Origin of the sequence: Candidatus Nitrotoga fabula (assembly GCF_905221025.1) — a bacterium.
GTDB lineage: Bacteria > Pseudomonadota > Gammaproteobacteria > Burkholderiales > Gallionellaceae > Nitrotoga > Nitrotoga fabula.
Genome location: NZ_CAJNBL010000021.1, coordinates 1 through 25,734, shown reverse-complemented (window position 1 = coordinate 25,734; position 25,734 = coordinate 1). Strand labels below are relative to the sequence as shown.

General features: G+C 48.4%; 22 protein-coding genes and 1 riboswitch. Of the genes, 6 read left to right on the top strand and 16 right to left on the bottom strand.

The features are described 5' to 3' along the window. Nucleotides 1-123: 123 nt before the first annotated feature. Nucleotides 124-1,623, top strand: a complete 1,500-nt coding sequence (gene trpE / locus KJA68_RS05675; RefSeq protein ID WP_213035964.1) for an anthranilate synthase component I — start codon at nt 124-126, stop codon at nt 1,621-1,623. 60 nt (nt 1,624-1,683) lie between these two features. Here trpE and xth read toward each other — a convergent pair whose 3' ends face one another. The 9 genes from xth to ahcY all read right to left on the bottom strand — a co-directional run bounded on the left by xth (nt 1,684) and on the right by ahcY (nt 11,113). Further along, entirely contained in the window at nt 1,684-2,451 is a 768-nt protein-coding gene (xth, locus tag KJA68_RS05670) for an exodeoxyribonuclease III (protein ID WP_213035963.1), read from the bottom strand. Nucleotides 2,452-2,513: 62 nt separating this feature from the next. Next, on the bottom strand, nt 2,514-4,595 hold the full coding sequence (locus tag KJA68_RS05665) for a M3 family metallopeptidase (protein ID WP_213036006.1): 2,082 nt from the start codon (nt 4,593-4,595) through the stop codon (nt 2,514-2,516). Between the two features lie 362 nt (nt 4,596-4,957). Beyond that, nucleotides 4,958-6,250, bottom strand: a complete 1,293-nt coding sequence (locus KJA68_RS05660; protein ID WP_213035962.1) for a dihydroorotase — start codon at nt 6,248-6,250, stop codon at nt 4,958-4,960. Continuing rightward, nucleotides 6,250-7,203 (bottom strand): aspartate carbamoyltransferase catalytic subunit, encoded by a 954-nt coding sequence (locus KJA68_RS05655; protein ID WP_213035961.1) that lies wholly within the window; start codon nt 7,201-7,203, stop codon nt 6,250-6,252. The genes KJA68_RS05660 and KJA68_RS05655 overlap by 1 nt, the downstream gene beginning before the upstream one ends. Continuing rightward, on the bottom strand, nt 7,200-7,658 hold the full coding sequence (gene ruvX / locus KJA68_RS05650; protein ID WP_320412107.1) for a Holliday junction resolvase RuvX: 459 nt from the start codon (nt 7,656-7,658) through the stop codon (nt 7,200-7,202). Before ruvX ends, KJA68_RS05655 begins: the two co-directional genes overlap by 4 nt. Next, a complete protein-coding gene (locus KJA68_RS05645; protein ID WP_213035959.1) occupies nt 7,651-8,211 on the bottom strand; it encodes a YqgE/AlgH family protein in 561 nt (186 codons plus the stop codon). Before KJA68_RS05645 ends, ruvX begins: the two co-directional genes overlap by 8 nt. A 188-nt stretch (nt 8,212-8,399) precedes the next feature. Beyond that, the gene (gene metF, locus KJA68_RS05640) at nt 8,400-9,251 is read right to left on the bottom strand and encodes a methylenetetrahydrofolate reductase [NAD(P)H] (protein WP_213035958.1); all 852 of its coding nucleotides are present in this window, start codon (nt 9,249-9,251) and stop codon (nt 8,400-8,402) included. 31 nt (nt 9,252-9,282) lie between these two features. After that, on the bottom strand, nt 9,283-9,627 hold the full coding sequence (locus KJA68_RS05635) for a phage holin family protein (protein ID WP_213035957.1): 345 nt from the start codon (nt 9,625-9,627) through the stop codon (nt 9,283-9,285). Between the two features lie 37 nt (nt 9,628-9,664). Continuing rightward, nucleotides 9,665-11,113, bottom strand: coding sequence for an adenosylhomocysteinase (ahcY, locus tag KJA68_RS05630; RefSeq protein ID WP_213035956.1), 1,449 nt, complete (start codon nt 11,111-11,113; stop codon nt 9,665-9,667). Nucleotides 11,114-11,132: 19 nt separating this feature from the next. Then, nucleotides 11,133-11,216: riboswitch (S-adenosyl-L-homocysteine riboswitch) on the bottom strand. 154 nt (nt 11,217-11,370) lie between these two features. Between ahcY and pyrC the strand changes: the two genes are divergently transcribed. The 4 genes from pyrC to mpl all read left to right on the top strand — a co-directional run bounded on the left by pyrC (nt 11,371) and on the right by mpl (nt 18,176). Beyond that, nucleotides 11,371-12,405 (top strand): dihydroorotase, encoded by a 1,035-nt coding sequence (gene pyrC, locus KJA68_RS05625; RefSeq protein ID WP_213035955.1) that lies wholly within the window; start codon nt 11,371-11,373, stop codon nt 12,403-12,405. Nucleotides 12,406-12,572: 167 nt separating this feature from the next. Then, nucleotides 12,573-16,307, top strand: a complete 3,735-nt coding sequence (gene metH / locus KJA68_RS05620) for a methionine synthase (RefSeq protein ID WP_213036005.1) — start codon at nt 12,573-12,575, stop codon at nt 16,305-16,307. Nucleotides 16,308-16,486: 179 nt separating this feature from the next. Then, a complete protein-coding gene (locus KJA68_RS05615) occupies nt 16,487-16,831 on the top strand; it encodes a DMT family protein (protein WP_213036004.1) in 345 nt (114 codons plus the stop codon). Nucleotide 16,832: 1 nt separating this feature from the next. Beyond that, nucleotides 16,833-18,176 (top strand): UDP-N-acetylmuramate:L-alanyl-gamma-D-glutamyl-meso-diaminopimelate ligase, encoded by a 1,344-nt coding sequence (gene mpl, locus KJA68_RS05610; protein ID WP_213035954.1) that lies wholly within the window; start codon nt 16,833-16,835, stop codon nt 18,174-18,176. A gap of 215 nt (nt 18,177-18,391) precedes the next feature. Here mpl and KJA68_RS05605 read toward each other — a convergent pair whose 3' ends face one another. The 4 genes from KJA68_RS05605 to glnA all read right to left on the bottom strand — a co-directional run bounded on the left by KJA68_RS05605 (nt 18,392) and on the right by glnA (nt 23,191). Then, on the bottom strand, nt 18,392-18,649 hold the full coding sequence (locus KJA68_RS05605) for a DUF2934 domain-containing protein (RefSeq protein ID WP_213035953.1): 258 nt from the start codon (nt 18,647-18,649) through the stop codon (nt 18,392-18,394). A gap of 199 nt (nt 18,650-18,848) precedes the next feature. Further along, nucleotides 18,849-19,901 carry a transaldolase gene (gene tal, locus KJA68_RS05600; RefSeq protein ID WP_246487082.1) on the bottom strand — a complete coding sequence of 351 codons (1,053 nt, stop codon included), beginning with the start codon at nt 19,899-19,901 and terminating at the stop codon, nt 18,849-18,851. 144 nt (nt 19,902-20,045) lie between these two features. Next, nucleotides 20,046-21,509: a glucose-6-phosphate dehydrogenase gene (gene zwf / locus KJA68_RS05595; protein WP_320412106.1), complete on the bottom strand. Its 1,464-nt coding sequence runs from the start codon at nt 21,507-21,509 to the stop codon at nt 20,046-20,048. 260 nt (nt 21,510-21,769) lie between these two features. Continuing rightward, nucleotides 21,770-23,191 carry a type I glutamate--ammonia ligase gene (glnA, locus tag KJA68_RS05590; RefSeq protein WP_213035952.1) on the bottom strand — a complete coding sequence of 474 codons (1,422 nt, stop codon included), beginning with the start codon at nt 23,189-23,191 and terminating at the stop codon, nt 21,770-21,772. Between the two features lie 366 nt (nt 23,192-23,557). Here glnA and KJA68_RS05585 point away from each other — a divergent pair, with 366 nt between their 5' ends. Continuing rightward, nucleotides 23,558-24,010 carry a rhodanese-like domain-containing protein gene (locus KJA68_RS05585; RefSeq protein ID WP_213035951.1) on the top strand — a complete coding sequence of 151 codons (453 nt, stop codon included), beginning with the start codon at nt 23,558-23,560 and terminating at the stop codon, nt 24,008-24,010. Nucleotides 24,011-24,051: 41 nt separating this feature from the next. Here the strand turns inward: KJA68_RS05585 and KJA68_RS05580 are convergent, their stop codons facing one another. From KJA68_RS05580 to gldC, 3 genes are read right to left on the bottom strand one after another with little or no spacing between them, the layout of a single operon-like run. After that, a complete protein-coding gene (locus tag KJA68_RS05580; protein WP_213035950.1) occupies nt 24,052-24,870 on the bottom strand; it encodes an undecaprenyl-diphosphate phosphatase in 819 nt (272 codons plus the stop codon). Nucleotides 24,871-24,880: 10 nt separating this feature from the next. Then, the gene (locus KJA68_RS05575; protein WP_213035949.1) at nt 24,881-25,102 is read right to left on the bottom strand and encodes a hypothetical protein; all 222 of its coding nucleotides are present in this window, start codon (nt 25,100-25,102) and stop codon (nt 24,881-24,883) included. Nucleotides 25,103-25,162: 60 nt separating this feature from the next. Beyond that, nucleotides 25,163-25,504 carry a gliding motility protein GldC gene (gene gldC, locus KJA68_RS05570; protein ID WP_213035948.1) on the bottom strand — a complete coding sequence of 114 codons (342 nt, stop codon included), beginning with the start codon at nt 25,502-25,504 and terminating at the stop codon, nt 25,163-25,165. Between the last annotated feature and the right edge of the window lie 230 nt (nt 25,505-25,734).

Below are 25,734 nucleotides of genomic sequence, written 5' to 3'. Positions count from 1 at the left end.
ACACGAAAATTTCAAAATCTGATTGAAGGCTTCTATCATAACAAAGATGATCGCCACCTCTGAATCAGGACTGCATTCATCATAGGACAGCCTTTTTCCTATTTCTTGAACCAGGAGCAATTCGTGTTAAATCCAATCTCAAAGCAACTCTTCGATCACCTTGCCAAGCAGGGATATAACCGCATCCCTTTGGTTTCCGAAACATTTGCAGATTTGGACACACCGCTGTCACTTTATCTCAAGCTCGCCAATAAACCCTATTCCTATCTGCTGGAGTCAGTACAGGGCGGCGAACGCTTCGGCCGGTATTCCTTCATTGGCCTGCCCGCCGATACGCACATATCTGTGCGTGGTACACAGGTCACGATCCATGGCCCGGCAGGCGACACCACTATTCATGCAGACAATCCACTCGATTTCATCAAGGATTACCGATCACGTTTCAAGGTTGCCCCTCTCTCTGAACTGCCCCGCTTTACTGGCGGGCTAGCAGGCTATTTCGGGTATGAAACCATACGCTATATCGAGCCACGCCTGGCCAAATCACAAAAACCTGACATACTCGGCACGCCGGATATCCTGCTGATGCTCACCGAACAACTGGCGGTAGTGGATAACCTATCCGGAAAACTCACCTTCATCGTATATGCCAACCCGGAACTGCAAGATGCCTATGATCTGGCTCGTCAGCGCCTGCGAGAACTGGCCTTATTGCTGCGCCAGCCTGTGGCCATCCCGAATGCCCCGCAATTCCCACCCCAGCAAGCAGTATCGGAATTCGGAGAGGATGCCTATAAAAAAGCGGTAGAAAAAGCCAAGCACTACATACTTGAAGGCGACATCATGCAGGTTGTACCTTCACAACGCATGAGCCAGCCATTCCCAGCATCCCCTCTCAACCTTTACCGGGCGCTGCGTTCCATAAACCCTTCGCCATATATGTTCTATTACGACATGGGCGACCACCATGTGGTTGGTGCTTCACCGGAAATTCTGGTACGCCTGGAAGGAAACAGCGTCACCGTGCGTCCCATTGCCGGTACCCGTCCACGCGGCAAGACGCCACAACAGGACGCAGAACTGGCGCAGGAACTTCTGGCCGACCCTAAAGAATTGGCAGAACACCTGATGCTCATTGATCTGGGGCGAAATGACGTTGGGCGTGTCGCACAGCATGGAACTGTACGGCTCACCGAAAAAATGGTTATTGAGAAATATTCACATGTGATGCACATCGTATCGAACGTCGAAGGGACACTTAAACCCGGACTGGATGCCATTGAGGTATTAAAAGCGACTTTTCCTGCCGGTACGGTAAGCGGCGCCAGCAAGATACGCGCAATGGAAGTTATTGATGAACTGGAACCTTCTAAACGCGGCATCTATGCGGGAGCGGTCGGCTACCTCGCTTTCAACGGAGACATGGATCTTGCCATCGCAATCCGTACCGCAGTGATCAAGTCAGGCGTCCTCTATGTTCAGTCCGGGGGCGGCCTGGTGGCAGACTCGGTACCGGACAGCGAATGGACCGAGACGCAGAACAAGGCGCGCGCTGTGCTGCGTGCAGCAGAAATGGTACTCGCCGGTCTGGATAACACAGATGAATCAGAAAATAGTCTATAAAAATCAATGTATCATTACATTCTCATTGATAACCCGAGGTATAGACTCTTTCTCAAAAATCTAAATTACAATATTCGCCACCACCGGAGTATGGTCTGAAGGGCGCTCCAGCTTGCGCGGCGCACGGTCTATGGTGCAATCGGTACAGACTGGAATCAGCACCTCACTCAATAAAATATGGTCGATGCGCAGCCCCATGTTGCGCCGAAAAGCCATCATGCGGTAATCCCACCAGCTATAGGATTTCTCCGGCTGCTCGAAAAGACGAAAGCTGTCTCTCAGCCCCAACTGTTCGAGCTCCCTGAATTCAGCACGCTCCGGTTCACTCACCAGTACATTTCCTTCCCATGCCTTGGGATCATGCACATCCCGGTCTTCAGGCGCAATGTTGAAATCACCAAGCAGCGCAAGCCTTGGATAGCACACCAGCTCGTTCTTTAGCCACTTCCGCAGGGCAAGATACCAGCTCAGCTTGTACTGATATTTTTCCGAACCCACACTTTGGCCATTCGGGGCATAAATACAGACTACCCGTACGCCGTTCAGCGTTGCCGCGATCACGCGGCGCTGTTCGTCTGGGAAATCAGGTATGCCACACATTACATCCTCAAGAACTGCTTTGCTGATGATAGCCACCCCGTTATATGTTCTTTGCCCGCTGAACACAGCCTGATATCCTGCCTGCTGCAGTTCTGACAGGGGAAACTTACTGTCCTCCTGCTTGGTCTCTTGCAAACACAACACATCCGGCTGGTTTGCTTCCAACCAGTCCAGCGCATGCGGCAGGCGCACCTTCAATGAATTTACATTCCATGTTGCAAGCTTCATACATCCGCTCCATCCTGCAGAAAATTTTTATTACAGAATTTTCCGGACCTCATGGATCTGGTTCAGCTCAAGCCAGCCAAGGGAAGATTTTCCACCAGCAAGCCACTGTGCCTCAACAGAGCATCAATTTTCGGTTCGCGTCCCCTGAATGACACGAAAGATTGCATTGCATCACGACTTCCTCCCACCGCCAACACTTCATCGCGAAAGCGGAGGCCTACCGCAAGATTTAGGACCCCGCTTTCCTCAAACAGGCTATACGCATCTGCAGACAACACTTCCGCCCACTTGTAACTATAATAACCTGCTGCATAACCACCGGAAAAAATATGAGAAAAACTATTGGGAAACCGATTGAAAGCCGGTGGTATCAATACCGCCACTTCACTGCGTACTTCGTCCAGAAGTTGCTGGATAGTTTGTGCACCATCTGGATCAAAATCGCTGTGCAGACGCATGTCAAACAAAGAAAACTCTATCTGGCGCAAAGTTTGCAAGCCACTCTGAAAATTTTTTGCCGCAAGCATCTTGTCAAACAACCCCCTCGGTAATTTTTTCCCGGTATCAACATGCCTCGTCAAATCCTGCAAAACCTCCCACTCCCAGCAGAAATTTTCCATAAGCTGGCTGGGCAATTCCACTGCATCCCATTCGACCCCGTTGATACCCGATACACCGAGATCTTCGACCTGCGTCAGCATATGATGCAACCCATGACCAAATTCATGGAACAGGGTAATCACTTCATCATGAGTAAAGTACGCTTGTCTGTCTCCCACTGGTGGAGCAAAATTACAATTCAGATAAGCTACGGGAGTCTGTATGCCAACCGCAGTGCGACGGCGAGTAATGGCATCATCCATCCATGCGCCTCCACGTTTGTTGCTGCGTGCGTATAGATCAAGATAGAACTGACCAACCAGCCTGCCTTCGCTGTCCAGGATTTCATAAAAGCTGACTGTCATGTGCCATAACGGCGCAGGTGCAGACCGGACATGCAAGCCAAAGAGTGATTCGACCAGCTTGAACATCCCTTCCAATACTTTATCTTCAGGAAAGTATTGTTTTACCTCCTGCTCGGAAAAAGCATACCGCTGCCGGCGCAAATGCTCGCTCGCATAACTGATATCCCATGTCTGCAAATCGGTTATGCCTAGGCATTCATGGGTAAATTCACGTAACTCCGCCAGATCTCTCTCGGCAAAAGGTCGGGCGCGTTGCGCAAGCTTACGCAGAAAATCATTTACCTGTTGCGGTGTACTGGCCATCTTGGTTTCCAGTGACAGTTCGGCAAAATTTGCAAATCCCAGCAGATGCGCCTCTTCAGCTCGCAACTTCATAATCTGCTGCATCAGCGGCGCATTATCCCATTCCGGCCTGGACTGACCATCCACCACTGCATTTGGCGAAAGCTCGCTGGCACGAGTGCTGTAGGCAACATACATGCGCTTGCGTAACGCGCGATTGTCCGCATACTGCATAAGGGGACCATAGGACGGGGCCTTCAGAGTAAACAACCAACCCGTTTTTCCTTCTTCTTGCGCGGCTTCTGCAGCAGCCTGACGTTCATCTGCCGGCATGCCGGACAACTCCGCCTCATCCTCTACAAGCCATGTATAAGCATTCGTGGCATCTAGCAGGTTATCGGAAAAACGGGAGCATAATGTGGATAACTCCTCCTGGATGGCGAGAAAGCGTGCCTTTTCCGCTTGCGGCAACTCTGCGCCTCCAAGGCGAAAGTCACGCAGCTGATTTTCAATAATTTTCTGGCGCGGCACACCTAAAGTCCCGAATTCTGCACTTGCACGTATCGCTTTCATTTTCTGGAACAGCGCCAGATTCTGCGCCAGTCCGGCGTAATACTGCGAAACTCTGGGCAAGTTGGCGTTATATACCTCACGCAATGGGGTGGAATTCAATACCGCATTCAAATGCGAAACCTGGCCCCATAATCGCGACAAGCGCTCATTGGCATCCGTTAATGGCTGTATGAAATTATTCCAGGTAGGGACAGAAGCATCGGCCAGCAATCGCTCGATCAATGCGTAATTTTCCATTAACAACTGATCCAGTGCTGGAGCAACGTGCTTGGAACGGATTTCCGTAAAACGAGGCAAGCCGGAAAAATCAAGTAACGGGTTCATATGGTATAAAAAACCTTTCATGCACAATTCATTTTATTCTTACAAAAAACCAATCCAGATACGGATCATACCCGCACAATATCTGCAATCACTCCAATATCTGATATGTACAACTATTTAACCAGGTTGAAACGATTCAACCTGCAACAGCCGGAGACGGCAATGAATAACATTGCACCCAGAGAAAACAAAATCCTTGTGAGCATTCTGCATGCAAACTACCTGATTCCTGATCCATTACAATTCGGCAGGGAAGACCGCCCGTTCATTCCCGGCAAACCACTACAATCAAAACCATTCAATTACAATTGATTACATCCACGGACAGAAACTGCATACTGCATAAAGCCACCTGCACAGAACTACTGTCCGTGCTTTGGCTGAAACTGATAAACAAGCTGACCACGGATCAGGGTATAGCACACGCGCCCTTGCAGCTCCACACCAAGAAACGGCGTATTCTTCCCCTGACTGCTCAATGCAGCCGGTTTTATTTGCCAGAAAACATCAGGATCAAACACACACACGTCTGCAATACTGCCGACGGACAAATGACCTGCATCCAGGCCCAGGATTTGTGCAGGCTGGTGCGTTATCCGGGCAAGCCCGTCGGCAATGGGGCGGCGCTCCTGCCTCGCCCATTTCAAAGCAAGCGGCAATAATAGTTCCAGCCCTGTAGCTCCCGCTTCAGCCTCAGCGAAAGGCAGCTGTTTGGCATCCTCATCAACAGGAGAATGATCGGAACAAATTGCATCTATTGATCCATCGAGCAACCCGGCACGCAAAGCATCACGATCGCGCAGGCTACGCAATGGCGGAACCAGGTGGCAATGGGCATCAAAAAACCCGATGTCCATTTCAGACAGGTGAACATGATTGGCCGAAACATCACAGGTAATGGGCATCCCCTGCTGCTTAGCGGCACGCACCAATGCCACCCCATCAGCAGAAGATATCCGGCAGACATGCAGCCGCACCCCGGTTTCGCGCGCCAATTGCAGCATGGTAGCAAGCGCGATCGTTTCAGCACACACAGGAATCGCCGGTAACCCCAGACGGGTCGCCACTTCCCCGTCGTGCGCCACCCCATCACGTGCCAGAAAACTATCCTGGGGTCTTAACCATACGCTAAAACCAAAGGTAGCCGCATATTGCATCGAGCGCATCAATACCCTCGTATCCGTAATCGCCGCATCAGCCTGGCTAAAGGCTATGCAGCCGGCATCAGCCAATTCGGCCATTTCCGTAAGTTCCACACCTTTCAAACCGTACGTCAGCGCGCCCACGGGATACACCCGAGCTTTGTTCAATTCCCGGGCACGGTGTTTTAGCATCTCTACCAGACCCGGCTCATCCAACGGAGGATCGGTATCTGGTGGACAAGCCAATATCGTAATACCGCCTGCCACTGCCGCATTCATCTCTGATTCAAGCGTGGCCTTATATTCATAACCCGGTTCGCGAAGCCTTGCTGCAAGATCAATCAAGCCAGGGGCAACAACCAGGTTTGTGGCATCAACCACCTGCTGCGCGACAAAATCTGCTGGTGCAATGCCAACCGCAGCCACCCTGCCATCCATGATGAACAAATCATGACGGCCATCAATATTATTTTTAGGATCAATCAGATGTCCGTTTTTAATCCGGATATTCATCACCCAACTCCTGCCAGCGTGCTCATTACCGCCATTCGCACCGCAATGCCAAAAGTAACTTGCGGCAGGATAACGGACTGCGCCCCGTCCGCAACGCTGGAATCAATCTCCACGCCACGATTCATCGGGCCCGGATGCATCACAATTGCGTCCGATCTGGCCAGCGCCAGTTTTTCCTGGGTAAGGCCATAATACTTAAAATACTCTTGGGCACTGGGCAAAATCGCGCCCTGCATGCGTTCGTTCTGCAAGCGCAGCATCATTACCACATCCACATCGCGCAGACCTGCTGCCAGATCATGGAAAACCCGCACCCCAAGCTTGTCAACGCAACCGGGCAACAATGTTTTCGGAGCAATCACCCTCACTTCCGGCACACCCAGAGTGGTGAGAGCATGAATCTGTGAACGTGCAACGCGCGAATGCAGGATATCGCCGACAATTGCTACCCGCAAATTATGGAATTCCTTTTTGTAATATCGAATAGTGAACATATCGAGCAACGCCTGTGTCGGATGCGCATGGCGCCCGTCACCTGCATTGATTACATGAATTTCAGGCGCGACATGCCTGGCGATCAGGTGGGCGGCACCGCTTTGCGCATGGCGCACCACAAACATGTCCGCATGCATGGCGCACAGATTATCGACTGTATCCAACAAACTTTCGCCCTTGCTGGCAGATGAAGAGCTTATGTTCAGGTTAACCACATCCGCCGAAAGCCGCTTGGCTGCAATCTCAAAAGTAGTGCGGGTACGAGTACTGTTCTCGAAAAAAATATTGAATATGGATATACCGTGCAATAACGGTAATTTTTTAATTTCGCGACCTTCCGCCACGTTCAAAAAAGAATCTGCTTTATCCAGGATTTTAAACAGAATAGATGCAGACAAACCCTCGGTGGACAGCAAGTGCTGAAGTTCACCATGCTTATTGAGTTGTGGATTATTCATGCAGGTTGTTTTATCACAGGCTCATCAAAATAAGCCTGCAGAATTTGCTGCGCGGCCACCTGATCAAGCAACGGCTTTTGCCTGATGCCACGTATTCCCATCGCAGCCAAATGTAAACTTGCCGTTGCGGAAGTATATCGCTCGTCCACTAAAAACACAGGCAAGGCAAAACGCCCTTTAAGTCGCTGTGCGAAACGCCGGCAAAGATGAGTCAATTCGTGCGTGATACCATCCTCATGACACGGCAATCCCACTACCAAAGCGTTGGGTTCCCATTCGCGAACCAAATCCCCGATAGCAGCAAAGCGCTGCATTTTTTGTTCGCCATGCAGGGTAATTAATGGCCTGGCTGTACGAGAAACCGAATTCCCAACCGCCACACCAATGCGCTTCTTGCCAAAATCAAATGCCAAAAAAACGCCGTGATCAACAATGGTATTGCCCTCTTCAGGCATGTCCTGCATACTCCGAGAGCGAGGAATAATCTACACCCAGCAAAGCCATCGCCGCAAGCAAGCGTTCCTCTGAAGGCAATTCGAACAGTATATGTTCAGAAGCAGGTACTGTCAGCCACGCGTTTTGAGTCAATTCGTGCTCTAGTTGCCCTTGGGCCCAACCGGAATAGCCCAGAGTCAGCAGAAGATTTTTTGGCTCCCGTCCTTCCCCTACCGCTAACAAAATATCCTTAGATGTAGTCAAGCCAAGATTTTGATTTATAGCCAAGGTGGATTGCCATTGCCCTACCGGCTTATGCAGCACAAAACCCCGATCAGTCTGCACCGGTCCACCAAAATATACAGGCATGCCGGCCAGTTCAAATTCATCCGCCGGGATTTTTGTCTGCGCGAACAGTTCGCCTAGCGTGAGATTGGTTGGCCGGTTCACTATGATGCCCAGTGCCCCTTGTTCGTTATGTTCACAAACGTAAACAAGAGTTTTTGCAAAATGAGAATCTGCCATGGCCGGCATGGCGATCAAAAAATGATGTCTTAAATCAAGTTGCAACATATTTCTTATTGTAATTCATAATTCAGCCTCTTACGTAAAGAGAATTCATTTTTGCCAGCTGATCTGGCAACCAGCCCATCTCGGAGGCATCTTGATCACCGGGTTTCCGCATTCAATAGGGAATATAGAAAAACCACTTTTCAGCTTTCCTGCAAAAAATTTCAGACAACCTACGATAATCTGCCAGTTCAGAACAAGACCCTACAGGTGGTTTCCAGTCGCTTCCAGATTTCCAGTGAAAGACGGGACTGGTTCAGTGTATAGAAATGGAGGCCTGGCGCGCCTCCCGCAAGCAAACGCTCACATAACCGGGTAACCACGTCCAGTCCAAATGCCTGCACAGATGCACTGTCATCCCCATAACCCTCAAAAACTTTACGCATCCAGCGTGGGATTTCTGCACCGCATCCATCCGAAAAGCGCGCCAATTGCGAAAATTTCATAATAGGCATTATGCCGGGCACAATAGGAAGTGTAACCCCCATTCTGTGGCATTCGTCAACAAAACGAAAATATGCATCTGGATTGTAAAAATACTGAGTGATGGCGGAATTTGCTCCGGCATCTACCTTACGTTTAAAGTTCCGCAGATCATCTTGCGGAGATTTCGCCTGAGGATGAAATTCTGGATAAGCAGCCACTTCAATATGGAAATGTTCCCCAGTCTCGGCGCGGATGAACGAAACTAGATCACTTGCATGATGGAATTCACCAAAAACAGCCATCCCTGAAGGGAGATCACCACGCAGTGCCACGATCCTCCTGACACCTATCTTCTTATATAAATCCAAAATCGCACGAATGTTCTCACGTGTTGAACCAACGCAGGACAAATGCGGCGCAGCATCATACCCATCGGCCATGATCTGCTGTACTGTTTCCAGAGTGCGATCTTGCGTCGAGCCGCCCGCACCAAAAGTTACCGAAAAAAAAGCAGGTTTCAGAACGGTCAATTCCCCGCAGGTAATAGCAAGTTTTTTTGCCCCTTCCTGTGTCTGAGGGGGAAAAAATTCAAAACTAAATGATTTAGCATGTTCCATGATCGAAAATTACTGATTCCAGTTGCCGCACCTATTCCCGCACTGGCAAAAACAGAGAGAATACATAGGAAAAAACACTATACAGCAGAGCGCCGAATACCCCTGCCCAAAAACCACCAACCTCAAATCCTTCTAAAATTGAACCTGCAAACCAAAAGAGCAAACCGTTAATGACCAAAATAAACAATCCTAATGACAGCACGGTAACCGGCAATGTCAGCAGAATCAGCAATGGTCGCAAAAAAGTGTTGATCAGGCCCAGTATTAATGCAGTAAGCAATGCGGTCAAAAAACCATCCACAGTTATGCCTGGAAGAAAATAGGCCACCCCAAGCAACGCAAGTGCATTGCATACCCATATCAGAACAAGTCGCATCGTAACTCCCCAGTATTTTAAATATGAGGTCGGCGCATCAATAACGATAATGATCTGGCTTGTATGGGCCTTCCTTGGATACCCCAATGTAAGCCGCCTGCTGGTCTGTCAGTGCAGTCAGTTGTGCATTCAGCTTCTTTAATTGCAGTGCCGCCACTTTTTCATCCAGATGCTTAGGCAAAGTATATACACCAACCGGATATTTCCCATTTCCCTTCTCAGCCTCGCTCCAGAGCTCAATCTGCGCAAGGGTCTGATTGGCAAATGATGAGCTCATTACATAGGAAGGATGACCAGTACCACAACCCAGGTTCACCAGACGACCTTCAGCCAGAAGGATTATGCGCTTTTCTGGCTGCCCATCAGGTGCAGGGAAAATAATATGATCTACCTGGGGCTTAATATTTTCCCAAGTGTACGCCCTGAGCGAAGCCACATCAATTTCATTATCAAAATGCCCTATATTGCATACGATTGCCTGGTTTTTCATTTTCTTCATGTGTTCGAGAGTAATCACATGGTAATTACCTGTGCAAGTAACAAAAATATCGCCATGCTCTGCAGCATAGTCCATCGTGACTACGCGAAAGCCTTCCATGGCTGCCTGCAGTGCACAAATCGGATCAATCTCGGTAACCCACACTTGGGCTGACAAAGCACGCATGGCCTGAGCCGAACCCTTACCTACATCGCCATACCCTGCAATAACAACAATCTTTCCTGCAATCATCACATCGGTTGCCCGTTTGATACCATCTACCAGGGATTCCCGGCAGCCGTACAGATTATCGAATTTGGATTTAGTAACGGAGTCATTGACATTAATTCCAGGGAACATCAGCTCACCACGGGCATGCATCTGGTACAGACGGTGCACCCCAGTCGTCGTTTCTTCGGTCACCCCTCTGATTGCAGCTAGACGGCTCGAATACCACCCAGGTTGAACGGCAAGACGCTGTTTAATGGAAGCATACAGATAGGTTTCTTCCTCGGAAACAGGCCTGCTAAGCACCGATGCATCTCTTTCGGCGCGCGCGCCCAAATGCAGCAGCAAGGTGGCATCCCCGCCATCATCCAGAATCATATTGGCATACCTGCCATCAGACCATTCGAAAATACGATGGGTGTATTCCCAGTATTCTTCCAATGTCTCACCCTTGACTGCAAATACCGGCGTGCCATTTGCAGCAATCGCTGCAGCTGCATGATCCTGAGTGGAATAAATATTGCAGGAAGCCCACCGCACCTCGGCGCCCAAGGCTTCCAGGGTTTCAATCAGCACGGCCGTCTGGATCGTCATATGCAGAGATCCGGCAATGCGGGCACCGCGCAGCGGCTGGACACAGGCATATTCCTCACGAATTGCCATCAACCCAGGCATTTCTGTCTCAGCAATGGCAATCTCCTTGCGTCCCCAGGAAGCAAGGTTGATGTCGGCAATCTTATAATCGTAATCGCTACATTCCGGGTTGGTAACGGCCAGCATGTTTCTCTCCATTCAAGTAAATGAATGAGCGCCGTTACTACAGGGGCATCCCGCATTCCAAGCCTGGCCCTGATTGAGCAGGGTCGCAGCGCCCCTCGGAACTGGAGAAGCAAGGTACGCCATGAATATGGCATCCAAACTTTTTTTATTTTAACACAATCATTACCATGAATTACAACCATACTGCACCACAACCTTCCGCAACGACCATACATCCCATACCCAATCGCTTTAAACATTCAGGTAAAATTACCGGCATGGAACTGATAAAACTAACCCGACCTGATGACTGGCACCTGCATCTGCGTGATGGCGCCTTCATGCACTCAGTGCTACCCGATAGTGCACGCCAGTTCGCCCGTGCGATCATCATGCCCAACCTGCGCCCGCCCATTACCACCACCAGGCAGGCAGAAGCTTACCGCGCTCGCATTGTTGCTGCACTCCCTGCGGACTCGGATTTTGAACCATTAATGACGCTGTACCTTACCGACAATACTTCAGCGGATGAAATCCGCATCGCACAACAAAGTGATACCGTACATGCAGTCAAATACTACCCGGCTGGTGCCACTACCAACTCCGATTCGGGCGTCACCGACATCCGAAAGACCTATGCCGCGCTGGAAGAAATGCAGCGCTGCGGCATGCCACTGCTTGTGCATGGGGAAGTAACCGACCCTGCAATCGACATTTTTGACCGTGAAGCAGTATTCCTAGACCGCGTACTGGAGCCATTGCTGCGCGACATGCCTTGTTTACGCGTGATACTGGAGCATATCAGCACGATTGACGCTATACAGTTTGTAACATGTGCACCCGACCAAATCGCCGCCACCATTACCGTTCATCATCTCCTGTACAACCGCAATGCCCTGTTCAGCGGCGGCATCCAGCCGCACTATTATTGCCTGCCTGTACTAAAACGTGAATCTCATCGCAAGGCATTGCTCGCAGCCGCCACCAGCGGCAACAAAAAATTTTTCCTGGGTACGGACAGTGCCCCGCATGCAAGTCATTCCAAAGAGACTGCCTGTGGCTGCGCCGGTATCTACACCGCCCACGCCGCAATGGAACTCTATGCGGAAATATTCGAGCAGAGTGGAGCTCTGGACAAACTGGAAGGCTTTGCGAGTTTCTATGGCGCCGATTTTTATCGGTTGCCGCGCAATACCCGGCAAATCACCCTAATAAAAGAGGAATGGCAAGTACCCGAGACTATCGGATTTGGCAATGACCGACTGGTCCCATTGCGGGCAAATCAAACCTTGAAGTGGAAGCTGGCAGAGTAAAAGTAATTGTTTAAAGCCGTTTTGTTCGCGTCTGATCTGCTCATGATCCAACAAAATTGTAACGATATGCAAGGCACCATCATGCTGCAATCGGCCATGCCAACGCCTATAAAATTTGCCCTGCTTGATACATGGTAAAATTCAGTTCCACTTTCAGACACGACACCATGAACCGCCAGCCCCACCCGATTGAACATTTGCTGAAACAGCGCATCCTGATCCTGGACGGTGCAATGGGGACGATGATTCAGCAATACAAACTCGCCGAAGAGCATTATCGCGGAACAGCCGCACATAATGACGATCCGACCTGGCCCCACCAAAGCTATGCAAACCACCCGTTAGATCTAAAGGGGAACAATGATCTTCTGGTACTGACTCAACCCCAGATCATCCGCCATATCCACGCACAATACTTGGAAGCGGGGGCGGATATTATCGAAACCAACACTTTCAATGCTAACGCAATATCCATGGCTGACTACCAGATGGAACATCTGGTTTACGAGCTGAATGTTGCCGGCGCAAAACTGGCGCGTGAAATCTGCAACGAATATGAAAAACTGACTCCCGGCAAACCACGGTTTGTAGCAGGCGTACTTGGTCCAACTACACGTACTGCATCAATCTCCCCCGACGTGAATGATCCCGGTTTCCGCAATATTACTTTCGATCAGCTGGTGGAAGGCTATACCGAATCCATACGCGGCCTGCTGGATGGTGGGGCGGATCTGCTGATGGTAGAAACCATTTTCGACACACTGAATGCCAAGGCTGCGCTGTTTGCAATCGAACAGTTCTTTGATCGCCACCAGCTCCAAGTTCCGGTTATGATTTCAGGTACGATCACCGATGCCTCAGGACGCACCCTGTCAGGACAGACAACCGAGGCATTCTGGAATTCACTATCACATGTCAAACCATTGTCCATCGGACTCAATTGTGCTCTTGGCGCGGAGCTGATGCGCCCTTACATAGCAGAATTATCACGCGTTGCAACCACTTATCTCAGTGCACATCCAAACGCAGGGCTACCCAATCCACTATCAGAAACAGGCTATGATGAATCACCAGAACATACTGCAAGGCTGGTTAAGGAATTTGCCACCAGCGGCTTCGTCAACATCGTAGGGGGATGCTGCGGTACCACACCCGCACACATCAAAGCTATTGCTGATGCATTACAAGGCATTCCTCCGCGCGAAATCCCCCAACTCGAAAAAATGTGCAGACTATCTGGCCTAGAGCCATTCAACATTGGAGAGAATTCACTGTTTGTCAATGTTGGTGAACGCACCAATGTGACCGGCTCACGGATGTTTGCACGCATGATCCTCTCAGGGGATTACCAAGCAGCCGTTAACGTTGCCAGGCAGCAAGTAGAAAATGGCGCACAGGTTATCGATATCAACATGGATGAAGCGATGCTGGATTCACAGTTTGCCATGACGAAATTCCTTAATCTAATTGCAGCCGAACCGGATATTTCACGGGTTCCGGTCATGCTCGACTCTTCCAAATGGTCCGTGCTTGAAGCAGGACTTAAATGCGTGCAGGGAAAAGCGATTGTCAACTCGATCAGTCTGAAAGAAGGCACAACCGAATTCATCAGATATGCCACCCTGATTCACCGCTATGGCGCAGCTGCAGTGGTTATGGCATTTGACGAAAAGGGCCAGGCTGACACACAACAGCGAAAAATCGAAATCTGCCAGCGCAGCTATGACATTCTGGTACACCAGATCGGTTTTCCGCCGGAAGATATCATTTTCGACCCAAACATTTTTGCCATTGCTACTGGGATAGAGGAGCACAACAACTATGCAGTGGACTTTATCGAGGCTACACGCTGGATCAGAAAAAATCTGCCTCATGCAAAAGTAAGCGGCGGAGTATCCAATGTATCTTTCTCTTTCCGCGGCAATGACGCAATGCGTGAAGCCATTCATACCGTGTTTCTTTATCACGCAGTACAGGCGGGGCTCAACATGGGCATCGTAAATGCCGGTCAGCTCGGAGTATATGATGAACTGGCTGGCGACTTACGCGAAGCGGTAGAGGATGTAGTGCTGAACCGCCATCCGGATGCAGGTGAACGACTGGTGGCAATGGCGGATAGCGTAACCGGAGGAACCAAGGCCAAGATCGAAGATCTCGCATGGAGGCGGGGTACTGTACAAGAACGCCTGACCCACGCACTGGTACATGGCATTAATACCTATATCGTGGAAGATACAGAAGAAGCACGTCAACAGGCATCGCATCCGATCAAAGTAATCGAGGGTGTACTGATGAACGGCATGAATGAGGTAGGAGATCTATTCGGTGCCGGTAAAATGTTTTTACCGCAAGTGGTCAAATCCGCACGTGTTATGAAACAGGCGGTTGCACATCTGGTTCCTTTCATTGAAGCAGAAAAAGCCCGCTCAGGTGACAACAAACCCAAAGGTAAAATTGTCATTGCTACGGTCAAAGGCGATGTGCATGACATCGGGAAAAACATCGTAACCGTAGTATTGCAGTGCAACAATTTTGAGGTAATCAACATGGGGGTAATGGTACCGTGCCAGAAAATTCTGGATACGGCCCGCGAATATCAAGCCGATATAATCGGTCTTTCCGGACTGATCACTCCCTCTCTGGAAGAAATGACCCATGTAGCCCGGGAAATGCAGCGCCAAGGTTTCACCATCCCATTGCTGATTGGCGGCGCAACTACTTCACGAGTCCATACTGCAGTAAAAATCGAACCCAATTATCCCAGCGGGGTAACCGTGTATGTGACAGATGCATCACGGGCCGTGGGAGTGTGCAACAACCTGCTGAGCAGCACCCTAAACGACCATTACATCGCTGATATAAAACGTGATTATTCCAAAACGCGCGAACTTCATGCTGGCAAGAGGTCCCAAGGTGCGCGTTATACACTGGCAGAAGCACGCGCGCATGGACTGAAGACAGACTGGACACAGTACACCCCACCAAAACCCAACAGTATCGGTATCCAGACACTGATTGACTACCCTCTATCTGAAATCAGCACATACATTGACTGGACACCGTTTTTTCAAACCTGGGAGCTATCTGGGAAATATCCAGAAATTCTTAATGATAACGTTATCGGAGAAGCTGCGCGCAACTTGTTCCAAGATGCCAAATCCATGCTGAAGCACATCATAGAAGAAAAATGGTTGCGCGCAAATGCTGTTTTTGGCCTGTTTCCTGCCAACAGTGTCCATAGCGACGACATCGAGATTTACACGAATGAAACGCGCAACCAGGTAGCCATGACCTGGCACAATCTCCGTCAACAAATGGTAAAGCCTGAGGACAAACCCAATCTGAGTCTCGGAGATTTCATCGCACCCAAAGAAAGCGGGATGCCCGATTATATCGGGGCTTTTGCGGTCACTACCGGCATTGGAATTGACGGACGCGTAGCAGAATATGAACGCAAACATGACGACTACAGCAGCATAATGCTGAAAGCATTGGCTGACCGTTTGGCAGAGGCATTCGCCGAATTATTGCATGCCCGCATCCGACGCGAATTCTGGGGATATGCCGCAGACGAGGAAATGAGCAACGAAGACTTGATCAGCGAAAAATATCGTGGAATCCGCCCCGCCCCAGGCTACCCGGCTTGCCCTGATCATACCGAGAAAAGTGCCCTGTTTGAGCTCCTGGATGCAACCAGCAAGGCAGGAATTACCCTGACGGAAAATTTTGCCATGATGCCCGCTGCAAGCGTAAGCGGCTTCTTTTTTTCTCACCCACAGGCACGATACTTTGCCACCGCAAAAATAGACAAGGATCAAATCAAAGATTACGCGCAGCGCAAAGGACTCAGCCTAGAGGAAACAGAACGCTGGCTAGCACCCGTACTAAATTATGAAACATAATATGGAGCAGCATTCTGTATCAATAAGTTACTAAAAATATATAATTTTTCCCTATTTGTGATTTGCAGTTCTCCCAACGTACACTCTGCATGCTCATGAATTTTCTCATACAGGATCGAATCGTCTCTATTATTTAACCCAATACCGGATCTTTACTATTGAACGACCAGAATAATACTATGCCGCATCCATTGTTACTTACCACATTGCTCCTGACGGCTTCAAATGTATTCATGACTTTCGCCTGGTATGGCCACCTCAAAAACCTATCACAATCTCCATGGTACATTGCCGCACTGACAAGCTGGGGCATTGCGCTATTTGAATATTTGCTGCAGGTACCCGCTAACCGCATTGGGTTTGCTGAACTCAACCTCGGGCAACTGAAAATTTTGCAGGAAGCCATCACTCTATCGGTATTCGTACCTTTCGCTGTGCTATATATGGACCAACCACTAAAACTGGACTATCTGTATGCCGCCCTATGCCTGATTGGTGCAGTGTTTTTTATTTTTAGGACTTAATATGCATATCCATATTCTGGGTATCTGTGGCACCTTCATGGGCGGCATCGCCTTATTGGCAAAACAGGCTGGATACCGCGTCACCGGCTGCGATGCCAATGTTTATCCACCAATGAGCACCCAGCTCGAAGCCCAGGGAATAGAACTCATTCAAGGTTTCAGCCCGGAACAGATCGGGATTCATCCAGATATTTTTATTATCGGGAATGTAATCTCGCGTGGAAATCCACTAATAGAAGAAATACTGAATCGCAACCTGCCCTACCTTTCCGGACCACAATGGCTGGCGCAATATTTACTGCAGGATAAATGGGTACTGGCTGTCGCAGGAACCCATGGCAAAACTACCACCAGCTCCATGCTGGCCTGGATGCTGGAATATTCAGGCATGAAACCTGGATTCCTGATTGGCGGCGTACCGCAAAATTTTGGAGTTTCCGCACGTTTAACCGACTCATCCTTCTTTGTCATTGAAGCGGATGAATATGACACCGCTTTCTTCGACAAACGTTCCAAGTTCATCCATTACCACCCACGTACCGTCATTCTTAACAATTTGGAATTCGATCATGCAGACATTTTCCCGGATCTTGATTTCATTGAAACGCAATTTCATCACCTGATTCGTACCATACCCGGTAACGGGCTGATTATCTGTAACGGAAGAGAGGAGGCATTAAGCCGAGTAATCAGACGCGGCTGCTGGACACCCGTGGAACTATTTGGCTGTCCTGGGGGATGGGACATAGACACACACAACCACATAATTTTTTCAGGTAATGCACATGGTAAACTTCAGCTGGATCTAATGGGCGAACACAATCGTCTCAACGCACTTGCAGCAATTTCTGCCGCGCGACATGCCGGTGTGCCAGTTACCCAAGGCCTCTCTGCATTAAAAGAATTTAAAAATGTCAAACGGCGCATGGAAGTACGCGGAATGGTCAACGGTATCACCGTTTACGACGATTTCGCCCATCATCCCACTGCAATTGCAACAACCTTATCAGGGCTGCGCGCGAAAACTGGAAATGCTCGCATAATGGCGGTACTCGAACCGCGATCCAACACCATGAAACTGGGAGTCATGAGAAATTCCCTGCCAGCCAGTCTCCGCGATGCCGATATGATATTCTGCTACAACTCCAGCTTGGGATGGGATGCCAGAGCAATCTTTTCTCCGTTGGGTCAACGGGCTATTGTAACCGACCAAATGGATGAACTGATAGCTGCCATTGCCACCGCGGCCCGCCCCGGGGACCATATACTGATCATGAGTAACGGCGAATTCGGCGGGATACACGAAAAACTGCTAAGGAGGCTCTGGACACTGGAAAAAGAATAATACTCTGAAATCTACACTTACCATATTCCGGGATACAATCCAGACACGCCGAAATATTCAATCACGTCTCTGTTACCCTAGTTTTGCATATTTTATTCTCGACACATCGCCCCCAACTATTTTTGGTCATATTGTTTGGCAAGCGAAACACCCCGGAGTTCAAAAAAACCTCGAATAATCCAAGGATGCAAACTACTGCATACCATCGTTATGCATTATGGTTTATTATGAGATTCACCCCATCGGGAAATCAACAGACCAATCTCCGCTTCCGCGGCATACCAGTCAGCTTCGGGATCTCCTCCTTCAAAGTTTCGATTCAAGGCTCTCATGTATGCTGCTTCCGCGATCATTTGTTGCCTTTTCTCGGGAGAAACATCCGCCTTCTTTTTTCCTGTGGAAGCTTTCCTCCGGGTCCTTTTGACACCTATCGGGGATGCAGATTCCTTCTGAAGATATAGTGCATTTTCCATGCTAACTCCTTCCATAATTCTTCATGTTCAGATTTCAACATTTAAAGAATAAATGAATGACCTGAATGATTCTGTGCGTTACCGCACATATCCAATTTGGCATTTGCATCCATACCTGTCTTTCTCCGGGCCTGCTCGCTCACAATTCTTGCTACCGTCTTGCCAATCCCGATGAAAAAAGAACACCTGCTTAACACTCTTACTTGCTCTGCATCAAAATATCACTTTTTTCCCGGATAGAGTCCACCAGATCATTCCACGACTTGGCAAAAATATCAATTCCTTGCCTCTGAAGATCAGAAGCCAGCTCTTCACTCTGAATTCCTGCCTGATTAAATGCAGCGAGTACACTGCCAGCACCGCCCCCATCCACTGGCAAGATACCTTCCACTTTTCCATGATCTGAAAAAGCAAGCAACGTCTTCTCCGGCATGGTACTGATGGTATCCGGTGCCACAAGTGCTTCAATATATAATGTATCAGAAGAACCGGGATCTTTGGTCCCCGTACTTGCCCAGAGCAAGGTTTGCTGGCAGGCTCCCGAATCATATAGCTTATGCCAGCGAGCCGATTCATACAAATTCCGATAGGCTTTGTAAATATTTTTGGCAATCGCTATGGCAAGGCAATTATTCAAGCCTGGTGGCGTCTTGCCCTGAACCGCCAAATCCCAACGGCTAACAAAAACCGAAGCAACAGAGCGCACTTTAGGATCCAGACCGCTGGCAATGCGCCGCTCTATGCCGCGCATATACGCATCAGCTGCTGCCAGGTAATGCTCCTCCGAGAAAAGCAGTGTTACATTCACAGGCACTCCTGCAAAAACAACTTCTTCAATTGCGGAAGCCCCTACACGATTACCCGGAATCTTGATAAAGAAATTAGGCCGCCCCGCCTGCGTATATAACCGGATAGCCGCCTCTATGGTGCTGGCAGCAGCATCGGCCAGCAAGGGGGAAACTTCTAGCGACACCCAACCGTCCAATCCTTCACTGGCATCATAAATTGGACGAAAAAGATCGGCTGCCCGAGTTAAATCTTCCAGTGCAAGCTCGAAAAAGAGTGCCTCGCCTGATTTCCCCCCCAATGCATGAACAAGAATAGATTCGTCATAGGCATTTCCCTTATTAATGGCATTATGAAAAATCGTCGGATTTGAAGTGAGGCCGGTTACAAACAGTTGTTTTATATAACAACTTAATGTCCCGCTATTCAAAAGCTCACGTGTGATCGTGTGATATTGTCGAGCCAAATTCTTTGGCCGGAATTATGCAGGTTTCGGATTGGATTCATGATTTCTCCTGTTACACATTGATTGACTGAATAAAATCATTGCAACATGCTGGTCTTGTTACCAAAAGCAAACGAATCATTTAACAATATCCGTTTCCTCGCACTATTCCAGTTTGGGATTAAACCACCCTCCATCTGCTGCTATCAAGGTATCCGATTTTTCTGGCCCCCAGCTACCGGGATAATAGGGGATTACAGACTCATGGTATTTCAGGACCGGCTCTACTACTGCCCAAGCCGCTTCAATTGCATCCGCACGGGTGTATAGCACACTATAACCGGCCATGGCATCTGCCAGCAACCGTGCATAAGGCATATCCTCTTCCGATTGTTTGTAAAGCAAATCCAGTTCATGTTGTTCGCCAACAAACTCTTTGCCTATGCGCTTCACGCGAGCCGCAAGGGCTATTACGAAGCGTGGGGACAACTGAAAACGCAGATAATTGGCCCGGCCATTTTCAGGAGCAGAATCGGCAAACAACTTTTGAGGTGGCGGCTTCAACTGAATCAATACCTCAGCTGCTGTTGCAGCCAGAAATTTTCCAGAACGCAGATACCATGGAACCCCCGCCCAACGCCATGAATCAATAAAAAGGCGCAAAGAGCAAAACGTCTCAACATCGGAATCCTTTGCAACTCGCTGCTCATCCCGATAGCCAACATACTGGCCACGAACAATATCTTCAGGCTGCAACGGACGCATCGCCTTAAAAACTTTTGCTTTTTCAATATGGACGGCCTCGTATCCCCGGTAAGCAGGTGGCTCCATAGCGAGCAGCGCCACGATCTGGAACAGATGGTTTTGAATTACATCACGAAGGCAACCCGCGCTTTCATAAAACTCACCACGACTTTCCACTCCAAAATTTTCCGCTAGAGTGATCTGTACACTGGCCACGCAATTCCGATTCCAGATCGGCTCAAGAAAAGAATTCGCAAAGCGGAAATAGAGGATATTCATGATCGCTTCCTTGCCAAGATAGTGATCAATCCGAAAAATCGACTCTTCCGGGAACACAGATTTTGCAATATTGTTTAATTCCCGGGCAGACGCCAGATCTCGTCCGAAGGGTTTTTCCACGATAACTCTTGCATTGTCTGCCAGTCCGGATTCACCCAATCCTTTTATAACCGTAGCAAAAAGCGCGGGAGGTATCGCGAGATAATGTGCCGGCCGACGAGAATCTGCAAGCACCTGCTTGATCGCGAGATAAACACCTGGATCGTTATAATCTCCCTCCACATACCGAAGCAAAGAAAGAAAATGAATTAGCGCCTGTCTGTCATCAATCTTGCAGGAACTTTTTATTCCATCCTCGGCCCGTTGCTGAAACTGGAGAAGACTCCAGGGCTGACGAGCAACGCCAACCACAGGTTTCGAGAGAATACCTCGCTTCGCAAGTGCATATAGCGCAGGAAAGATCTTCTTGTGCACAAGATCCCCCGTTGCACCAAACAATACCAGCGCATCTGAAGAAACCAAACTGTCTGTAGCATCGAATAGCCTGCTTTTTTCTTCTCTTTCAGACATGCCAGAAAAACCGCTTGCATACCACAAAATTGACATTCGCTTTTCGTCAGCACGAAACTGGGGCTATTTTGATCAAGATATAAGGAAAGAAACCGGAAATGCCTTGTTGAGCCTGCTAAATAAAGCGATGCTCAACAAGGCGTTATCCGTTGAAACTCATGTACTCTGTAGATCCCCCTTCACCCTTGATAAGCCTGACTATACCCGGTTCACGCAGGATGCGCCCCATGAAAGAAGAGAACCTGATGAACCGGCAAACCAACTTTCACGGGAAGGTCCGTACCTTGATAATCCATTTACAAACTGTAATACATATCATACTCAACTGGATGAGTCGTCATTCTGTATCGGGTCACCTCTTCCATCTTCAATTCGATGAAAGCATCAATAAAATCATTGGAAAATACTCCACCACGGGTCAGGAATTCACGGTCCCTGTCCAGTGATTCCAAAGCCTGTTCGAGACTGGAACACACCGTTGGAATTTTTGCATCTTCTTCCGGTGGCAGGTCATATAAATTTTTGTCCGCAGGATCGCCCGGATGAATTTTATTCTGTATGCCATCCAGGCCAGCCATTAACATGGCTGTGAAGGCCAGATAAGGATTGGCCGTTGGATCTGGGAAACGTACCTCAATGCGACGTGCCTTGTCGCTCTGCACAAATGGAATTCGAATCGAGGCAGAACGATTTCTTGCAGAATAAGCCAGCTTTACCGGAGCTTCAAAACCGGGAACCAAACGTTTGTAAGAGTTGGTACCAGGATTCGTAATAGCATTGAGCGCACGGGCATGTTTGACAATTCCACCAATATAATATAATGCTGTCTCTGATAGGCCGGCATAACCATTCCCCGCGAACAGATTTTTACCACCTTTCCAGATTGACTGGTGAACATGCATGCCTGAGCCATTATCTCCAACAATAGGCTTGGGCATAAAAGTCGCTGTTTTGCCATACTGATGTGCGACATTGTGCACTACATACTTAAGCTTCTGAGTTTGATCGGCGCGGTATACCAGGGTATTAAAACGGGTACCAATTTCACATTGCCCGGCTGTCGCGACTTCATGATGATGAACCTCAACAGGGACACCGATTTCTTCCAGTATCAGACACATCGCCGATCGCATATCCTGGAGCGAATCAACCGGGGGGACCGGAAAATAGCCGCCCTTAACCGTTGGACGGTGACCGGTATTGCCACTGTCAAATTTCTCTGCAGATGACCAGGCCGCCTCTTCGGAATGAACCTTGCAGAAACAACCGGACATATCCACTTGCCAGTTTACTGAATCAAAAATGAAAAACTCCGGCTCAGGGCCGAAATAACAAGTATCGCCTATTCCAGTGGATTTTAGATACGCCTCACCACGCTTGGCTATCGAACGCGGGTCACGGTCATAACCTTTTCCATCTGCCGGTTCCACAACATCACATGTCAACACCAATGTAGTTTCATCCATGAAAGGATCCAAGAAAGCAGAAGCAGGATCGGCCATCAACTGCATGTCCGAGGACTGTATACCCTTCCAGCCAGCAATGGAAGAGCCATCAAAAGCATGACCGGCCTCGAACCAATCATCGCTATCAGTTACCACATGCGCTGGAATTGAAACATGCTGTTCTTTGCCACGGGTATCGGTAAAGCGAAGGTCAACGAATTTCACTTCGTTATCTTTAATTATCTTCAGCACATCAGCGACCGATTTTGACATAATCTTCATTCCCTTTATATAAGTAAACACCTAAATTAAAAACTGGATCATTCCATTAAATCAAGCCAAAGATAACACTCTGAATTTAAGAAGGCACCAGCTTATATTCCAGCTACTAAATAAGTATTTTGCCACATTCGCAAAGACAAGTGGATTTAATATGCTTGTTCTCTATTTTTCTGTCCGGTCTTCTTTCTTAAAAATGCGGGAACAGCATAACAAATATGCACCTCCTCTTACCGAACCGTCATGAACTACTTGTCAAATTATGGATGAACAGGATTTATTTCTGCTTTAAAATGCCATGCGCCTGTCTTCTGTAGCTTTTGCCTGGAGATTACGCATTCAATACCAATGGAGAATATTATGGGTAAAATTACCGAGATCTTGAGTACTGCACAAAAACGTGCAAAAGAAATAAATGCACCTTATGAAGGAGCTCTCCTGCCTATTGAAGCCTACGAAATACTGCAAATCGCGCCTGCAACCAAACTGATTGACGTTCGAACAAAGGCCGAACTGGAGTGGGTAGGACGCATCCCGGGGGCCGTGGAAATTGAATGGGCTTCTTATCCCGGAATGAAATTAAACGTTTATTTCCTGACTCAACTAGAACAACAAGTGGACAAAGAAGCATTGGCACTATTTATATGCCGCAGTGGCACCCGCTCCCATAACGCAGCCATAGCAGCTACCAACGCTGGTTATTCCGGAAGCTACAACGTGTTAGAAGGGTTTGAGGGTGACAAAGATGCTAACCAGCATCGCAATGTGTTAGGTGGCTGGCGTGCCCGTGGACTACCATGGGAACAAAGTTAAGCACTGACTCTATTACGTGGCCACCGACCAAATCACAACTATCACCTTACTGCCCCGCCCAGTGCGGTTCCCAGCACCACCAATCCGAAAACAATCCGATACCAGGCGAACCCGATAAAAGTATGATTGGAAATAAACTTCAGCAAGCCAGCCACGGCCAGATAGGCACTAAAGAATGCGGCAATAAAACCAACCGCAAATATCGGCAAGTCTTCGGCTGATAACAGCTGCCAATTTTTGTAAAGATCGAGAGAAACTGCCCCGAACATAGTAGGAATGGCAAGAAAGAATGAAAATTCTGTAGCTACACGGCGATTCAGCCCAAATATCATTCCTCCCATTATCGTCGCACCCGATCGGGAAATACCAGGAAACATTGCTACTGACTGGGCAAATCCAACCCTAAGTGCATCCTGCCAGCTTATGTCTTCGATATTCTCAATACGCGGATGAAAAATACGCTTCTCCACCCATAATATCACCACGCCTCCCCCGATTAATGCCACTGCGACAGTGTAGGGGTTAAACAAATAAGTTTTAATCCAATGATGAAATATCAGGCCAAGCGCAACTGCCGGCAGAAATGCCACCAACAAATTTCTGACAAAATGCCAAGCAGCAGGTTCCCGCCGCACGAAACCATTCATTACCGTCAACAACTTGGCTCGAAACTCCCAAATCACCGCCAGTATGGCACCCAACTGAATCACAATCATGAAGACTTTTCCCCTGACATCATTGAAATTGAGAAGCTCGCCCGCAATGATCAGATGTCCGGTACTGGACACAGGCAGAAACTCGGTCAACCCTTCAACAATACCAAGAATAAAGGCTGCAATAAGCGATGAAGTATCCACCATTACTAACAAATCATTCAGGAGCAGGCCACTCGGGCATAGTCTCCAAATCAGGGTGGGTTAATTTTAGCAGCGCCATGGTTCCACCGTGTACGTTGTATCCCGCAGGCACCGAAGCACAAAATTCGATATTCAAGGTCCATGCGCTCCCATTTTTAGCTACTACCCGCCCCTTCAGAACACAATCATCTGGCACACCTTCAAGGGCCTGCCTTAATTCGCCAACCGTATTCATATATTACCTCTTTCCTCTTCAACTATGGAATAAATATGGCACAGCTAAATGCTATCAGCATCAAGCATCAAACTTTTGATTTGAAAACAAATCCAATTTTTCTCCAAACTGCTGAGCAAAATTACGCATCAATTTTGCCGCCTCTTTTTCCCCAGTAGCACGCTCAAAAGTGTCAGCCATGGATAAAAAAGTCTGATGATAAAATTGACACATCTCATCTACCATCATGTCCTTAGTCCAGAAATCCATGCGCATGGTATTGTTTTCCTTAGCATCCCAAACTGAAATCATAACCCCTTTGCTGGTGCTGTGAACTTTCGCATCCGAAGCGCTCCATTCTATCTTCTCTGCTACCATATTGTTATCCAGCGAGATAACAAATTTTATTTCTGCTTTTGTCATTTTAATTCCTTAAAGAACGACTGGAAAAATTTGATTCTTTTTCCAGCCAACACGGATTTACAATCGATACAAATTCTACTGGTCTACAAATTTTCAAGATTGGTAAAGGAACCTCTGATTTTTTCACGTAATACTTCGCTAATTTCGAGTCGATATCATGATTCGATACAAATTTCGTAATTCAGACATGCCCGGCGGGACATTGTCTCGCTAGATCAGCCATTCCCTGG

Bases quoted from the DNA above. Each gene is read 5' to 3' on its own strand.
- xth (WP_213035963.1), bottom strand. From the start codon at position 2,451: ATGAAGCTTGCAACATGGAATGTAAATTCATTGAAGGTGCGCCTGCCG.
- KJA68_RS05665 (WP_213036006.1), bottom strand. From the start codon at position 4,595: ATGAACCCGTTACTTGATTTTTCCGGCTTGCCTCGTTTTACGGAAATC.
- KJA68_RS05660 (WP_213035962.1), bottom strand. From the start codon at position 6,250: ATGAATATCCGGATTAAAAACGGACATCTGATTGATCCTAAAAATAAT.
- KJA68_RS05655 (WP_213035961.1), bottom strand. From the start codon at position 7,203: ATGAATAATCCACAACTCAATAAGCATGGTGAACTTCAGCACTTGCTG.
- ruvX (WP_320412107.1), bottom strand. From the start codon at position 7,658: ATGCCTGAAGAGGGCAATACCATTGTTGATCACGGCGTTTTTTTGGCA.
- KJA68_RS05645 (WP_213035959.1), bottom strand. From the start codon at position 8,211: ATGTTGCAACTTGATTTAAGACATCATTTTTTGATCGCCATGCCGGCC.
- metF (WP_213035958.1), bottom strand. From the start codon at position 9,251: ATGGAACATGCTAAATCATTTAGTTTTGAATTTTTTCCCCCTCAGACA.
- KJA68_RS05635 (WP_213035957.1), bottom strand. From the start codon at position 9,627: ATGCGACTTGTTCTGATATGGGTATGCAATGCACTTGCGTTGCTTGGG.
- ahcY (WP_213035956.1), bottom strand. From the start codon at position 11,113: ATGCTGGCCGTTACCAACCCGGAATGTAGCGATTACGATTATAAGATT.
- pyrC (WP_213035955.1), top strand. From the start codon at position 11,371: ATGGAACTGATAAAACTAACCCGACCTGATGACTGGCACCTGCATCTG.
- metH (WP_213036005.1), top strand. From the start codon at position 12,573: ATGAACCGCCAGCCCCACCCGATTGAACATTTGCTGAAACAGCGCATC.
- KJA68_RS05615 (WP_213036004.1), top strand. From the start codon at position 16,487: ATGCCGCATCCATTGTTACTTACCACATTGCTCCTGACGGCTTCAAAT.
- mpl (WP_213035954.1), top strand. From the start codon at position 16,833: ATGCATATCCATATTCTGGGTATCTGTGGCACCTTCATGGGCGGCATC.
- KJA68_RS05605 (WP_213035953.1), bottom strand. From the start codon at position 18,649: ATGGAAAATGCACTATATCTTCAGAAGGAATCTGCATCCCCGATAGGT.
- zwf (WP_320412106.1), bottom strand. From the start codon at position 21,509: ATGTCAATTTTGTGGTATGCAAGCGGTTTTTCTGGCATGTCTGAAAGA.
- glnA (WP_213035952.1), bottom strand. From the start codon at position 23,191: ATGTCAAAATCGGTCGCTGATGTGCTGAAGATAATTAAAGATAACGAA.
- KJA68_RS05585 (WP_213035951.1), top strand. From the start codon at position 23,558: ATGGGTAAAATTACCGAGATCTTGAGTACTGCACAAAAACGTGCAAAA.
- KJA68_RS05580 (WP_213035950.1), bottom strand. From the start codon at position 24,870: ATGGTGGATACTTCATCGCTTATTGCAGCCTTTATTCTTGGTATTGTT.
- KJA68_RS05575 (WP_213035949.1), bottom strand. From the start codon at position 25,102: ATGAATACGGTTGGCGAATTAAGGCAGGCCCTTGAAGGTGTGCCAGAT.
- gldC (WP_213035948.1), bottom strand. From the start codon at position 25,504: ATGACAAAAGCAGAAATAAAATTTGTTATCTCGCTGGATAACAATATG.